The following is a 14570-nucleotide window of genomic DNA, read 5'->3' on the forward strand; positions in this document are numbered from 1 at the left end:
ATGCCGTGCGGACTGACATCCAAACTGAGAAACTCAGTGAATTTGGCCCCCTCTCATGGATGGCCCGGAGCGTCTGTGTGGGGTCACCCTTGGCCGATCAGCCCCGTTGGTGCATCATTGCGGCAATGACTGATTGCCTCCCCGCACCGAATGACTGTTCATGGAGCGTCCAAGAGTGCGGTCAAGAGAGAACGAGATTGTTCTGCGACGGCATCATTGCAACAGGTTGAATTTGGTGGACCTCCAACAGTATTTCAAAAACGAAACGCCTCCTCGCGACCATTTTGTCTCGGTTTTGCGGCACTGGGTGCAGGTGCGCCCGAATGCGCCCGCCTTCACGTTCACCGACGGGGAAGGCTCGGACCAGACGCTGTCCTACGCTGAATTGTGGGAAGAGGTCCGCGGACTGGCTGGGTACCTGCAAGGTCGTTGTGGCATCCGTGCGGGTGACCGGGTGTTGCTGCTTTACCCGCCGGGGCTGGATTTCGTCATCGGATTGTTCGCGACCCACGCGGCCGGTGCGATTGCCGTTCCGGCGTATCCGCCGCGTCGAAACCGCAAGGCTTCTCGGATTCGTTCGATTGTCGTCGACGCTGATGCGCGTTGGGCTCTGTCCACTCGGTCGGTGGTGGATCAGTTGTCGGGCAACGAACTGCACGAAGACTTGGTTGGCGTGCAGTTGCTGGGAACCGACGTCCCCAGCAAACGTGACGCAACCCATTGGCGGTGCCCCAAACTTCGCAACGAAGCGCTGGGTGTGTTGCAATACACATCCGGTTCGACGGGATCGCCCAAGGGGGTGATGCTGACGCAGGCCAATCTGATCGCCAACAGCGAGTTGATTCTGCACGGTTTCGAACCGCAATCGACGATCATTGGTGCGTCTTGGTTACCGACTTACCACGACATGGGATTGGTCGGCGGCGTGTTGATGCCGATGTTTGTCGGACGCCACAACATTTTGATGAGCCCGATGGCGTTCCTGCAGCGACCGAGTCGCTGGCTGCAAACGATCTCGCGGCATCAGGTCACGATCAGCGGCGGCCCCAACTTTGCTTATCAGTTGTGTGTCGACAAAATTCGCGACGAAGAACTCGAAGGCATCGACCTGTCGTCTTGGGAAATCGCCTTCAATGGGGCTGAGCCGGTTCGTTCCTCGACGCTGGATGCATTCACACAACGTTTTGGAAAATACGGATTCCGGCACAGTTCCCACCTGCCGTGTTACGGCATGGCGGAAACGACGTTGATCGTCACTGGTGGTCCGATTGCCCCGCGTCCCATTCTGCAGCAATTTGACGGGCCTGCACTCGATGAAAAGGCGGTTCGTCCCGCCGTGGAGGTGTCCCCAGCCAAGGATGAGCAACCTGGCACCGACGCGGAGACGGTGATCGGATCGTCGAAACGGGCAACGCGAGAACTGGTTGGTTGCGGCCGAGTCTTGCCCAGCGAGCGTGTGCTGATTGTGGACCCTGACACGCGGCAAACGCTGCCGCCCGATGCGATCGGCGAGATCTGGGTTCAGAGTCCTTCGGTCGGTCGTGGTTATTGGCAGCGTCGCGAGCAATCGACCAAAACTTTTGCCGCCATGACTTCGGAAGGTGAAGGCCCGTTCCTGCGAACGGGCGACCTTGGATTCTTGTACGGCGGGCAGTTGTATGTGTCCGGCCGCCTGAAAGACATGATCATCGTCCGTGGCGTCAATCGTTATCCACAGGACATCGAAGCGACCGTGGAACACGCCAGCGACGTCGTGCAGGCGGGGTCCGTCGCCGCGTTCGCGATGAACGCGGACAGTGACGAAACGGAGACGGGACGCGAAAAGCTGATCATTGTGGCCGAAACGGTTCGCAAGCGAGACTTGGATTGGGACGACCATTTGCAGTCGATCCGCCGAGCGGTGACCGAAGATCACGATCTACCGCCTGACGCGATTTATTTGGTTCGAAACAGTTCGGTGCCCAAAACCAGCAGCGGGAAAATCCAACGTCACGCCTGCTTGCATGCGGTTCGCGACAAAGAATTGAAGGTCATCGCCCAGTGGATTCGGGGCGAAGAGTCTTCGCTTCAGAACGCCGGTTTGGCTGGCGAAACCATGATGAAGGCCGCTGCCGCATCGGACGCAGGCGGTTTGGATTCGGTCGCTGATCCCGTGGTTGCGGAAGCGATTGTGTCGCACGTCCGAGCGATCGCTGGTGAACGGGCAGGATCGATTCATCCCGACACCAACATCGTCCTGGACTTGGGGCTCGATAGTTTGGAACGACTCGAGATTGCCAGGAACTTGGAACGCACTTTCGGGGGCCGGTTCCCCGAACAGGTGCTGGACGAAATCGAAACGATCGGCCAAATCGCGACGGCGGTGGAACGTTACTTGCCCGCCGGTGCACTCGGACGCGCCGAGCAGTTTTTGGCGGGGCGAGGCGACACGCAGCGAGATGGTGACGATGACCTCGTCAACACAAATGCCAACGGCGAAGCCAGCACGGACGGCGAAGGTCCGCTCGCTCGTGTCATGCAAACGCCTCAGGTCGAACCGGAAGACGACGTCACGCAGTTTGCTGAGTACCGTCGTTTGAAATCGACGATGCGGCAAATGCAATTGACGGGTGTGCCCAACCCGTACTTCACCGTTCATGACTGCGTGGTCGGCGACAAAACGATTGTCGATGGCAAAACGTTGATCAGTTTTGCCAGTTACAACTACTTGGGCCTGAGCGGTCATCCCGAGGTTTCCAAAGCCGCCTCGGATGCGATCGCAAAGTATGGGACCAGCGTCTCAGCCAGTCGTTTGGTCAGCGGTGAGAAACCGATTCACGGCGAACTCGAACGCAAAATTGCGAAATGGGTCGGGGTCGACAGTTCGATCACGATGGTCGGCGGTCACTCCACCAACGAAACCACGATCGGGCACCTGGTTGGTCCCGGCGATTTGATTCTGCACGATGCACTTTCGCACAACAGCATCGTGCAAGGCGCATTGTTGTCGGGTGCCAAACGACGTCCGTTCCCGCACAACGATTACGAAGCGCTCGACAAAATGCTGACCGCTTTGCGTGGTCAGTACCGTCGAACGCTGATCATCATCGAAGGCGTCTACAGCATGGACGGCGATTTCGCCGATGTGCCGAAGTTCGTCGAGGTGAAAAAGCGTCACCGGGCAATGCTGATGGTCGATGAAGCTCACAGCTTCGGAACCATGGGCGAGACCGGTCATGGGATCGCGGAGCACTTCGATTTCGACGCTCGCGATGTCGACATCTGGATGGGCACACTCAGTAAATCAGCCTCCTCGTGCGGTGGATACATCGCGGGCAGTGAAGCGTTGGTGGAATTGCTGCGTTACACGGCCCCTGGGTTTGTGTTCAGCGTTGGCATGCCTCCTGGGCAAGTTGCCGCCGCGATTGCTTCCTTGGAAGTGCTGGAACGCGAGCCCCAGCGAGTTCATCGGCTGCGTCAAAATAGCGAACTGTTCTTGAATCTATGCCGTGAGGCAGGCTTGGACACCGGCGACAGTGGCGGGACCCCGGTGGTTCCTGTGATCACGGGGAACAGCCTCGTCGCACTGCGATTGAGCAATCGATTGAAGAAGGATGGGATCAACGTTCAGCCGATCTTGTACCCGGCGGTGGATGAGTCCGCGGCACGTCTGCGGTTCTTCATCACCAGCGAACACAGCGAAGAGCAAATTCGCTTCACGGTCGAACGCACTGCTCACCACTACAACGATCTGAGCGACTCGCCTGCGGCACCGCTACGCGGCACGGGGTGAACGTCCCGGCATCGTTGACGTCGCCACAACCAGCCCGGAAGGACCGATAATGTGCTCCGCCCGGATTTCCCCCGGCGACGAATGGACCATTCGTGTTTAGACTGGGCGGAATGAACAAACGACTCACGCGAATCAGCAAGTACCTGACCTTCATTCTGCGGCACGAACCGCAATCCATCGGTTTGACGTTGGACGCAGACGGTTTCGCGCCCGTCGAAGAACTGGTCTCAAAAGCCAACGAGTCCGGGAAATCGATCACCGTCGAACAAGTGCACCAGGTTGTCGCGGGGCACGAACCCCCGATGTTTGCGCTGAGTGATGACGGTCAACGCATCCGAGTTCTTTGAACGCCACCGAGTTTGCAACAGGAGCGATGCGATGGCGTGGCAGGAAATTGAGATTCCGGATTCGATCAAAAAACTCCCGTATCATGATTCAGCGGAGCACTTGATCGACTCCGCCAACGACGCCATCGAAGCGTTCATGTTGGCAGACGAAACCGTGATTGAAAACTTCGTCACTTGCGATTTTCATTTGCTCGATCAAGCGATGACTTGGATCGATCAAAATCACCTGTTGGCGGGCAATCGTTTTTGCGAACTCGGTGCCGGGTTCGCCGTTGGCGCGATGCTGGCGTCCTTGCGAGGGATGGAAGCCGTCGGGATCGAGATCGAACCCCGATTGGTGGCGGAGGCTCAGAAGGTCGCTGATTCGCTTCGCAACGACGCTCAGATCCATTGCGGTAGCTTTGTGCCACGCGGTGTCGATGAGTTGTCCGAGATCGCTCGCGAGGTACGCAACGTCGACACCGAAGAGGGTGACATCTACGACGAGATCGGATTGGAGATCGAAGACTTTGACCTCTTTTTCGCGTTCCCGTGGCCCGGCGAAAACGAGTTCTTCGAAACCGTCGTCGACGCTCGCGGATCGGTCGGCGCGTTGCTGTTGACCTATCGCGGTCGCGAGGGAATGCACCTGCTTCGCAAGGTTTAGGTGAGAGGGCGTTTGGGGAGCGTGGGGATTGAAAAAGTCAAATTGACAATTGTAAAGATGAAATTGGTTTGGTGATTGAGTTCGCGAATCAAAAGCTTCGATATCAGAACCCTTCGCCACTCGATATTGTGTTGTTAGGCGGGCAGTGCGTTTCGAAGGCGGTGTCAATTCACCGCGCTACCGAAATCGATTGTTCAGCTCAGAAGTTTACAATTTACAATTGTCAATTTAGCTTGTTCAATGAGTCGTCCCTGGATCGCCACAGTGAGACTTACGTCGAATAACCGGGCCTAACAGCCGTCGGCTGACACCGACGATCAATACACATCGCGGACGTATCGTTTCTCGGACGTCATGGTTTTCAAGTAGGCCTTGCCTTCGTCTTCTGACATGCCGCCTTCTTGAGTGATGATCTGCAGCAAGGCTCGGTCGACATCGGCGGCCATCCGGGTGGCGTCGCCGCAAACGTAAAAGTGGGCACCACGGTTCAACCATGCCCAAAGTTCCGCCGCGTTCTCTCGCATTTTGTCTTGGACATAAACCTTCGTGTCGCCGTCGCGGCTGAATGCGGTGTCCAGTCGTGAGAGCACGCCCGAGTGCACGTGCTCGGTCAGTTCGGATTCATACAGGAAGTCGTACGCTTCGTGTTGATCACCAAAGAACAACCAGTTGTCACCGGAAGCTTTGCGAGCGGCCCGTTCTTGGATGAAGGCCACAAAGGGAGCGATCCCGGTTCCGGGGCCAACCATGATCATGGGGGTGGCATCTTTTTCCGGAACGGTGAAACCACCGTGGTTGGGCTGCACGAAGACTCGCATGCTTTCGCCGCAGTTGACTCGGTCGGCCAACATGGTGCTGGCGACACCTTTTCGCACACGCCCTTCGCGTTCGTAGACGACCTTGCCAACCGTCAGATGAACTTGATCACCGACCGCCTTCATGCTGCTGGCGATGGAATACAGGCGAGGGTTCAGAGGATCGAGGCATTCCAGGAATTCCGTCGCGGTGATGGTTGATTCCCCGGCGACCTCCAAGACGTCCAGGACATCAAAACCGTCGGGAACCCCTTCGGCGAGCAAGTGGTTGAGAGTTGCTTGAGCGTCTGCGTTGGGGGTGCGTCCGACCAGTAGTTCCAGCAGTTCGTCGGTTGGATCTTTCAAGCAGCAATCCTCGTGCAGTGCTTCCAGCAGAGTTTTCGTGTTGCCTTGTGGCGTCGCCACTTTGACGTGCGAGTCCGTTGCCAAACGATCCACAATTTGCATGCACAAGTCACTGCAGTTGGTTGGGTAGACTCCCAGGGCGTCTCCGACTTCGTACTTGATTCCTGACCCGACCAAGTCAATTGCGACGTGCCGGGTGTCTTTTGCGGAGCCTTCTTGGTTGAGTGGTCGGGACTCGATCAAGTTGGCGGAATAAGGATTCTTGCGAGACCATGCGGCGGCTCCGTTGGCGGCGGCACCATTCAGCTCGGAGCCATTCGAACCGTTGCCATTGCTGGATGGTTGGACGCTGTCACCCGCTTCCGCCAAGAGCTTTTTGATCATCTGTTTCGTTTCTTTGCCGCCAGGACTGCAGAGAGAAACATTTTTTTCGTCGCCCGACGCGATCGCTTCGCTGTACGTTTGGCAGAGGTAACCGCAGGAACCGCAATTCAGCTGAGCCATTGCAGCCATCAGCTTTCGGTCCAGTGGTTTGCCATCGGCGAGTTCCATTCGGTCGACAATGGGCAGTGAGTCATCATGCCAGGGGAAGTCTTCTTCCTCTTCGACATTCGTGTCAGCGGAGGGCAGTCCGGCAGCCATCGCGGTGGCTGCGTTCCCATCAACGGACTCTGTGATCCCGGTCCAGCCCGCCAAGAAACCGTTTAGCCAGGCTCGTTGTTGTTCGTTGAAGGGGGCGGTCTCTGGGATGAAGCTGGTCATCGGGATCAATCCTGGGAATGAATCGAAAGGTGGTTGGAAGCTGGATGAGGTCGGTGCCGTGTTAGCGAAAAACGGTTTTCGCGTGGCGTGAATTCACGAATTAGCAGACGACGGACGATTCGGTGGGCAGTTCCACCAAGCCCTTCAGTTCTTCATCACTCAGCCGGGTTGCGAATTGATTGAAGGACTCGTTGGCGTCGAGTCGGTGTTGTTGGTAGCTCGACAGAATGCCGGTGACCAAGGCGGGGACATTTGTGAATGGGATCGACGAATAGATTTCGCGAGCGATGCCTTGGCGTGATCCCCAACCCCCACCGAGGCAGACGTGATAGCCATCGACCATGTCCTCGCCGACTTCGACTTGGCAGGCGATCAGTCCGATGTCGCCGATGTAGTGCTGAGCACAGCTGTGGTGACAGCCGGTCAAGTGAATGTTGATGGGTTGGTCCAGTGTCAACATGCTTTCCACGTGTTCGGCGATCTCCATCGCGTTGGCCTTGGTCGGTGCTCCCGCGAATTTGCAGCCCGCGCTACCGGTGCAGGCGACCAATCCGGCGCGAATCGAGTTGGCTTCGTAGTCGAGTCCACACTCGCGAATTCCGGCTTGGACGGCTGGTAAATCATCGTCGGCGATGTTGGTCAGGATCAGGTTTTGCCAGACGGTCAGACGAATGTCGCCGTTGGAATAGCGGAGTGACAAATCCGCGAGAGCACGAGCTTGGTCGGTTGTCATGCGGCCAACGGGAAAGACGACCCCAATGGAATTCAAACCGGGTTGTTTCTGAGGGAACACACCGACATGAGCACTGCGATCCTCGATGTCTTGGACGGTCAACCGATTCACGTCGACCTTGGTCAACGTCTGGCCCATTTGTGCCTCGACCTCCGCGATGAATTTCTCAAATCCCATCTCGTCGAGCACGTACTTCAGGCGAGCTTTTTTGCGGTCGGTCCGGTCACCCGTGCGAATGAAGACTCGAACGATCGCGGCAGCGACGGCAACACATTCACTTTCACGAAGCAACACGCCGGTGTAGCGAGCAAAGTCTTTGTGACCGGTGATGCCACCCAGACAAAGCTGGAAATAGACGCCCGCGGGCAAGTCATCCGACGCGTTTTCATCGAGCACGCGAACGGCTTTGAAGCCGATGTCGTTGGTGTCTTCCAGGGACGCGATTCGTCCACCGCCTTCGAAAGCGATGTTGAATTTTCGAGGCAACCCGTACATCTCACGATGGTTGAGGATGTAGTGGTGCATGCGTTTGGCGAGCGGCAGAGTCTCGATCAGTTCATCGGCATCCAAGCCGGACATGGCGCTGCTGGTGCAGTTGCGAATGTTGTCGCCGCCGCTGCCCAGCGGCACGATGTTCAGTTCACGAGTCCCGAACAGAATGTTCATGGCTTGATCGGCGGGGATCTCCCGCAACTGCACGTTGCCGCGTGTGGTCAGGTCCAGGTACGGACCCGCCGATTGGTCCGCCAGATCGGCCAGTCCCCGCAATTGCCAGGCTTGGATTTGACCGCCGGGAAGTCGCAACCGGCACATGAAGCTGTCTTGCGCCGGGGCGACAAAGAACAGCCCGTGGAACTTTTGCAGGAACACATCGGTGCCCTTGGGGAACTCACCCGCCTCACAGCGAGCTTGCATTTCGTCCCAGAGATCCAGTGGGTTTTTCTCGCGTTTGGCTTGTTCCTCTTTCGACAGCTTTTTGCCGGATGCAAGGACCGCCGATTGAGCTTCGAAAGCAAATCGGTCGGGACCCGAGGGCATTGCCTCGCCATCAACCGTCGTTGGTTTTCCGCCGATCGCCAGTGTCGTGCCTTTTCCGCCGGAGCCTGAGACAACGGGCAGTCCTTGGACGGCGCGAGCCACATCGGCACCGAAGGTGAAGCCAGCGAGGTATTGCTGTTGTTCGTCCGAAAACGGTTTGGAGTCCTGTTGATCAGTCATGGTCGCTCGTCAAAACGGGATCGATTCGGACCGCACAATCCTTGTAGCTGGGTTGGCCACTGTGTGGGTCAAAGTGAGAAAGGGTGAGCCGGTTGGTGCACTCGTAATGCATCGGCATGAAGGCTTGTCCAGGCTGGACCGAGTGGGTCAAGCACGCGGTCACATCGGCATGGCCGCGTCGAGATCGAACACGAACGAGATCGCCGTGTTCGACGTCCAGTTCCGCCGCGTCGCGGGGGTGCATCTCGACGTACGGTTGGTTGGGATACAGCGACCGAAGCAGTGGGCTTTGCCGTGTTCGGGTTTGCGTGTGCCACTGACTGACCGTGCCTCGACCGGTGAGCAACACGACGGGGTAATGGGCGTCGGCCGGCTCAGGCATCGGTGTGATTTCATCGACAATCAGGCGAGCTCGGTTGTCGTCGTGGAAGAACTGGCCATCGGCAAACAGGCGGCGCTGCTGTTCCGGTTCAAAACCGCCGCTGGCGTGATCGGCTGACCATGGCCACTGAATGCCGCCGCAACGATCGAGTTGTTCGTATCCCTGGATGCCTGAAATGTCACAGGGTTGATCTCGACTGGCTCGCTGCATGATCTGAAACACCGCTTCCGGCGAAGACCAGTCGGCGAACATCTCGCCAAGTCCCCAGCGGTGTGCGATCCCTCGAAAGATCTGAAAGTCGGCGAGGGCTTGACCGGGAGCGTGGCGAACTTTTTTGAGCAATCCGTAGCGACGTTCACTGTTAATGAACGTGCCTTCTTTTTCTCCCCAACCCGCCGACGGCAAAATCAAATCCGCATGGGAGCAAGTCTCGGTCGTTTCGTACATGTCTTGGACGACCAGGAAGTCCAGTTTCGCAAACAGTTCGCGAACGTCCTCTTGGTCGATCCAACTGTGCGCTGGATTGGTGGCGACGACCCACAGGCCTTTGATTTCGCCGTTGCGGATTCCTTCGATGATGCGGTCGTATTTCCAACTGGATGTTGTTGGAATCTGTTCGACGGGGATCTGGAGTGCTTCGGCGACCTTGTTGCGATCGGCTTCGTCAGAGAAGGAATGGTGTCCGAACAGGTTGGTTGTGTTGCTCCACAATCGCGATCCCATCGCGTTGCATTGCCCAGTGATGCTGTTGGCACCCGTTCCTGGGCGTCCGATGTTTCCGGTGATCAGAGCGATGTTGATGATCGCTTGGGCGGTCCGCGTCCCTTGGTAGCTTTGGTTGACCCCCATGGTCCACCAAAGTGAAACGGCGCGGCCACGTCCGATCGCTTCCACCGCATGTGACACGTCTTCCACGGCCAGACCCGCTTGTTCGCAAACGGTTGCCAGATCGAATTGGGCGACGTGTTGTTGAAGTGCTTCGAACCCCTGGGTGTGGTTTTGGACAAAGTCATGATCGACAAAGTCTCTCGCGATCAACTCGTTCGTGATCGCGTACAGCAGAGCCAAGTCATTTTTAGGCCGCACTTGCAAGTGCTGAGTGGCGGCAGCAGCCGTTTCGGTCCGACGCGGGTCAATGACGATGATTTCGGGATTGTTGGGATTGCGAAGCACTCGTTCCCACATGATTGGATGGCCAATGCAGGGGTTGGCTCCGATGAAAACCAAACAATCGCTTTGTTCGAAATCGTCGTAGGTGTAAGGCGGGGCATCAAACCCGAAGGACTCTTTGTAAGCCGTGACCGCGGTGGCCATGCACTGACGCGTGTTCCCATCGCAGTGACGCATGCCCATGCCAAAGCGTGCCAGGGCACCGAGGAAGGCCATTTCTTCGCTGGCAATTTGTCCGGTGGACAAAAAGGCGACGGATTCGGTCCCGTGTTCGGCTTGGACCTTTTTCATGCGATCGCAAAAGGTGGTGAACGCATCGTCCCACGGGATCGATGACAGTTTGCCATTTGGGTCACGAAGCAACGGTTGCGTGGCACGCTCGGGAGAATCCAAGACACGCAGGGCTTCCCAACCTTTGGGGCAAGCCATTCCCAGATTGACCGGGTAGGTTGTTTCGGGAGTCAGGCCGACGGCCTCCCCGTCTTTCAAATGCAATCGCAACCCGCAGCCGGTGGCGCAGTAGCCACAGGTGGCGGTCGTGGTCGTGTCCGCGGTCATCGAGTCATGCGTCATCCCCAAGCCGTGATCGCCTGGGCGCAAGATCAACTCGCGAGTCATCGGGCCCGTCCGCCGTTGCAACAGCGTGGGGAGTTGGAGACCTTTTGAGTTGCCTCGCGGGAGGTCTTTGGCTGAGATGCTCATCGGAGGGTCCCCGGCATGCGATCGGTAACAACACTTGAAAAGTAAATCAATCGTTCGATGAACTCGCCGGTGACGAGCAGCAACGTGGCGGCCAGTGTGCAGGCCACAACCAATGTCATGGAGCCCGCGAGTGACAAGGCGGCTGAAAGGACCAGCAGCGTCACACTGGTCCAACCCAGCGCGAGTCGTCCCAGACTCCACTTGGCCAGGTGATGGCGGACCAGTCGTTGGCTCCGTCGATCCCAAGGATCGTCGGTGTTGCCCGGCTGGCGGCGGAGCAAGATGCTTTGTTCCCAAGCCAGCTTCACGCTCAGCCCCAACGTCGTCAGGCCGAGCAAGAGAGTGACGGAGGTTCGTTGTTGCGTGGTCGCGGCGATCACCAACGCGCTGGTGGACATGCCTCCGATCGCTGCGGTACCCAGGAACCGGATCATCGTGCGATCAAAACGCCAAAGGATGCGTTTCGTGGCGATGTAGATCATGCCGCTGCTCAACAAACCGGCGATGCCAAAGACAATGGCTCCCAGCAACATCGTGCCGGGGACCCAGGCGGGAATGGAAACCCAGGTCGGCAGGTATTGAGCGACCGCAGGCAACCACATCGTGACGACGGCCAAGGTCAGGATCCCCACGAATTTGCCCAGCAACACGGCTTCGCGGCTGAGCCACGATGTTCGGAGTCCCAGGAAGATGCGCCAGGATCGCAGCGGTTGTCCGAGGTGCAGTGGAGCCAAGTTCATCCCCACCATGGAGATCACCAAGGCAACTGTGGCTGTCCAGCGAGTCGTCTCCGTTGGCATGGCGGAACCGGCCAACCATCCGATCGCCGCCAGCACGCGTTCGGTCAACAGCATGCCCACGCCGACTTGAGTGGCAATCAACAGGGCAGCCAGCGGCCAGTGATCTTCAGCGGGGCGATCAATCCCATGGTCTTGGGCGTGGCCCTGCCATCGTTTGCTTGGGTCTTTGCTGCGGAACACGGTGGTGGGACGTGTGATCGATGAAAGGGGGGCGCCGCTGATCAAGCGATCTTCAGGGTTTGTACCTGGAATCTGTTGATCAACGACTCGAATCGCGATCGCTTCGTTCGGGCAGGATTGCACGCACGCGGGAGCTTCGCCGGTCGCGAGCCTTTGCTGGCACATGTCACACTTGCGAACGATGCCCAGACGTTTGCTGTACTTGGGGACTTCGTAGGGACACATCATCGTGCAGTACTTGCACCCAATGCATTGATCGTCGAGGTGTCGAACGATTCCTGTTTCGGGGTCTTTGTCGTAGGCCTTGACTGGGCAACCGTTGAGGCAACCTGGGTCCTCGCAGTGGTGACAGGCCGTGGTGATGTGTTGCACACCAATCGCGGCCGGGATCGTCGCTGTTTCAGTGGCGGAGTCGTCATCGGTTTCACCGATGACCAGCGTGCCAACCCGACGCCAACTTTCGGTTTCGTCCAAACCGTTCATCGTGTGACAGGCCACCACGCAGGCCTTGCAGCCGCTGCAGGTGTCAAGGTTGACGTCAAAGGCGAGTTGTTGTCCTGGACCCGGTGGGCTGGCGGGCATCAGCTTGGAATAGTAACGAGCCTGAGCGGGCTGACCCGCCGGTGGGGCCACCATCTGTTCTTCGGCAAGGCCGGATTCATGTGCCGCCGCGAAGTCCTCCACGGCGGTCAACGTTTGCTGTTCGTTCAGCAGCATGCTGACCAAATCAAACGAGTCGCCTTGTCCGTCCAGGGGCAATCCCGTCGTGGGCACGGCGCCGACGGGTGGAGCGAAGTTCGATTCGGTGGGGAGAAGACTGGACATAAGAATCAGAACATCAAAACGGTGATGGAGCTGAGGTCGGAGCCCTCAAAAAATGGGATGGCGAGTCCAGCGGTTGGGCATGGCAACGCGCGATCAGCAGGACGAGTGAGCAGCAACGCTTCCATGTCCTCGAGCAACACAACCCGTTGATGCTCGGCCACCAATCCGAGGATTCCGGTCATCAATGGAATTCGTGTGGCAGGCGGGAGTCGAAAGGCTTGTTCGACTTCCCCATACGCTTGGCTGGTCAATTCACATTCGTTGCCGTCGACGTTCCAAACTTCGATCGCACGAGCCATCGGGGAGCGTTTGGATTGAATCAGGACGGCGGTGGAAAGGTATTGGTCGGCGAAGACGGGCAGCCCAACTGCCGAGTTGAGCAAATCCGCGGACGCGCCCGCCGCCCGCAGGAAACCCATGTGGTTGGCGAGGTCGTCTTGCGCGAGTGCTCGGCTCTGTTCCCAAACGACGCCGGGAAGTCCGTTGCCCTTTTCAAAACGCACAAAGGAACTGACGTTTTGGAATCGCTCGAGTTTGCCGTAGTAGCCTTCTCGCAGTGCGACTTCATCGTATTTACCGACGGGACGCCAGACTTCGAACACGCCGACTGGATCGGGAAGGGACTCCGTCGGCAATTTCGCGAACAAGACAACGACGGACTGAATGACGCCTCCGCAATGAACGGGAATCGCCATCGCTGCGGCTGCCTCCGAGGGTAACAACGATGGTTCTTGCACCACCACCGCGTCAGCCTCTTCAAGGCATCGCTTTGCGATCGGCAACGCATTGGCATCGCAATCGGAAGAAAAGTCGCCCGGGGCAATGACATCGCAGACATGAACGCCTTGCAGATAGCACGGATCGGAAACGGCAAGCGGTGGCAATGAGTGACGCAAAGTGATGGTGGCGTTGGATGGTTCTGAGATCGAGATTGAAGTCATGTTGGCAACCCTTTAGGTGGCATCGGCGGTTGCGAGTTCTGCTGCTTGGGCCGTCGCACGTTTCTCCGCGTCCGCTTTGAGCTTCTTGTGGTCCTGGTCTTCCAGGAACTGAATCATCTTGCCGCGAAAGTCGTAGTACTCGGGATGATCGAGCACATCGGCGCGAACCCGAGGGCGGTCGAACGGCAAGCTGAAGATCGCACCAACTTTGGCCCGAGGGCCGTTGGTCATCATCACCACGCGATCGCTCATGAAGAGCGCTTCGTCGACATCGTGGGTGACCATCACCGTGGTGACTTTGTCGCGGATCAAGATCTCGAGAAGGATCTCTTGGAGTTCCATCCGCGTGAGCGAATCCAGCATGCCAAACGGCTCATCGAGCAGCAGCATTTTGGGACGCAGTGCAAACGCTCTGGCAATCCCAACACGTTGCTGCATGCCTTGGCTGAGGTCCTTGGCTCGCTTGTGAAGGTTGCTGCCCAGCCCGACCAGGTTGAGATAGTACGATGCCAAGTCACGACGGTCCTTTTTGCTGGCTTGCAGATAGACCTGGTTCACCCCGAGCATCACGTTTTCGAGAGCTGTCATCCAGGGCATCAAACATGGCGACTGGAACACGACGCCGCGATCGGGACCCGGGCCGTCGATTTCGCGTCCGTCAATGGCAACGCCACCGCTGGTGATGGGGTTGAGTCCGGCGACCATGGTGAGCACGGTGCTCTTGCCACAACCAGAGTGGCCAAGCAGCGAGACGTACTCTCCTTTTTCAAGGTTGAGATCAAATTCCTCGACAATCACGACGGGCCCATTGTGGGTGTCGTAAGTTTTGCCGAGACGGAACATTTCAACGTAGCCACGCATGTTCGGTGCACTGTGTTGGAAGGTGGAAGGTGTTGGGGATTCACGCGTCTGAAAGACGGGCTGTCAAAACG

General features: G+C 57.8%; 9 protein-coding genes. 3 read left to right on the forward strand and 6 right to left on the reverse strand.

Annotation, left to right across the window (positions count from 1 at the left end; all coding sequences use genetic code 11):
• The first annotated feature begins 235 nt into the window (after positions 1 to 235).
• From RISK_RS15490 to RISK_RS32645, 3 genes are all read left to right on the forward strand, one after another.
• Positions 236 to 3772: an aminotransferase class I/II-fold pyridoxal phosphate-dependent enzyme gene (locus RISK_RS15490; protein ID WP_047815272.1), complete on the forward strand. Its 3537-nt coding sequence runs from the start codon at positions 236 to 238 to the stop codon at positions 3770 to 3772.
• Positions 3773 to 3882: 110 nt separating this feature from the next.
• Positions 3883 to 4119, forward strand: coding sequence for an RNA 2'-phosphotransferase (locus RISK_RS15495; protein ID WP_047815203.1), 237 nt, complete (start codon positions 3883 to 3885; stop codon positions 4117 to 4119).
• Positions 4091 to 4765 carry a class I SAM-dependent methyltransferase gene (locus tag RISK_RS32645; RefSeq protein WP_047815204.1) on the forward strand — a complete coding sequence of 225 codons (675 nt, stop codon included), beginning with the start codon at positions 4091 to 4093 and terminating at the stop codon, positions 4763 to 4765. Before RISK_RS15495 ends, RISK_RS32645 begins: the two co-directional genes overlap by 29 nt.
• A 317-nt stretch (positions 4766 to 5082) precedes the next feature.
• On the opposite strand, the gene RISK_RS15505 is transcribed toward RISK_RS32645, so the two are convergent.
• The 6 genes from RISK_RS15505 to RISK_RS15530 all read right to left on the reverse strand — a co-directional run bounded on the left by RISK_RS15505 (position 5083) and on the right by RISK_RS15530 (position 14499).
• A complete protein-coding gene (locus tag RISK_RS15505) occupies positions 5083 to 6687 on the reverse strand; it encodes a sulfite reductase subunit alpha (RefSeq protein WP_047815205.1) in 1605 nt (534 codons plus the stop codon).
• A 100-nt stretch (positions 6688 to 6787) separates the two neighbouring features.
• A complete protein-coding gene (locus RISK_RS15510) occupies positions 6788 to 8638 on the reverse strand; it encodes a NirA family protein (RefSeq protein WP_047815206.1) in 1851 nt (616 codons plus the stop codon).
• Positions 8631 to 10892: a molybdopterin oxidoreductase family protein gene (locus tag RISK_RS15515; RefSeq protein WP_047815207.1), complete on the reverse strand. Its 2262-nt coding sequence runs from the start codon at positions 10890 to 10892 to the stop codon at positions 8631 to 8633. The genes RISK_RS15510 and RISK_RS15515 overlap by 8 nt, the downstream gene beginning before the upstream one ends.
• A complete protein-coding gene (locus RISK_RS15520; RefSeq protein WP_047815208.1) occupies positions 10889 to 12697 on the reverse strand; it encodes a DmsC/YnfH family molybdoenzyme membrane anchor subunit in 1809 nt (602 codons plus the stop codon). Before RISK_RS15520 ends, RISK_RS15515 begins: the two co-directional genes overlap by 4 nt.
• Positions 12698 to 12702: 5 nt before the next feature.
• On the reverse strand, positions 12703 to 13638 hold the full coding sequence (locus RISK_RS15525; protein WP_047815209.1) for a hypothetical protein: 936 nt from the start codon (positions 13636 to 13638) through the stop codon (positions 12703 to 12705).
• A 12-nt stretch (positions 13639 to 13650) separates the two neighbouring features.
• Complete coding sequence (locus tag RISK_RS15530; RefSeq protein ID WP_047815210.1) at positions 13651 to 14499, reverse strand: ABC transporter ATP-binding protein; 849 nt, start codon at positions 14497 to 14499, stop codon at positions 13651 to 13653.
• Positions 14500 to 14570: the final 71 nt, after the last annotated feature.

Source organism: Rhodopirellula islandica, assembly GCF_001027925.1.
Classification (GTDB): Bacteria; Planctomycetota; Planctomycetia; order Pirellulales; family Pirellulaceae; genus Rhodopirellula; species Rhodopirellula islandica.

Coding starts and splice junctions, on each gene's coding strand:
- RISK_RS15495 (WP_047815203.1), top strand. CDS start 3,883: ATGAACAAACGACTCACGCGAATCAGCAAGTACCTGACCTTCATTCTG.
- RISK_RS32645 (WP_047815204.1), top strand. CDS start 4,091: ATGACGGTCAACGCATCCGAGTTCTTTGAACGCCACCGAGTTTGCAAC.
- RISK_RS15505 (WP_047815205.1), bottom strand. CDS start 6,687: ATGACCAGCTTCATCCCAGAGACCGCCCCCTTCAACGAACAACAACGA.
- RISK_RS15510 (WP_047815206.1), bottom strand. CDS start 8,638: ATGACTGATCAACAGGACTCCAAACCGTTTTCGGACGAACAACAGCAA.
- RISK_RS15515 (WP_047815207.1), bottom strand. CDS start 10,892: ATGAGCATCTCAGCCAAAGACCTCCCGCGAGGCAACTCAAAAGGTCTC.
- RISK_RS15520 (WP_047815208.1), bottom strand. CDS start 12,697: ATGTCCAGTCTTCTCCCCACCGAATCGAACTTCGCTCCACCCGTCGGC.
- RISK_RS15525 (WP_047815209.1), bottom strand. CDS start 13,638: ATGACTTCAATCTCGATCTCAGAACCATCCAACGCCACCATCACTTTG.
- RISK_RS15530 (WP_047815210.1), bottom strand. CDS start 14,499: ATGCGTGGCTACGTTGAAATGTTCCGTCTCGGCAAAACTTACGACACC.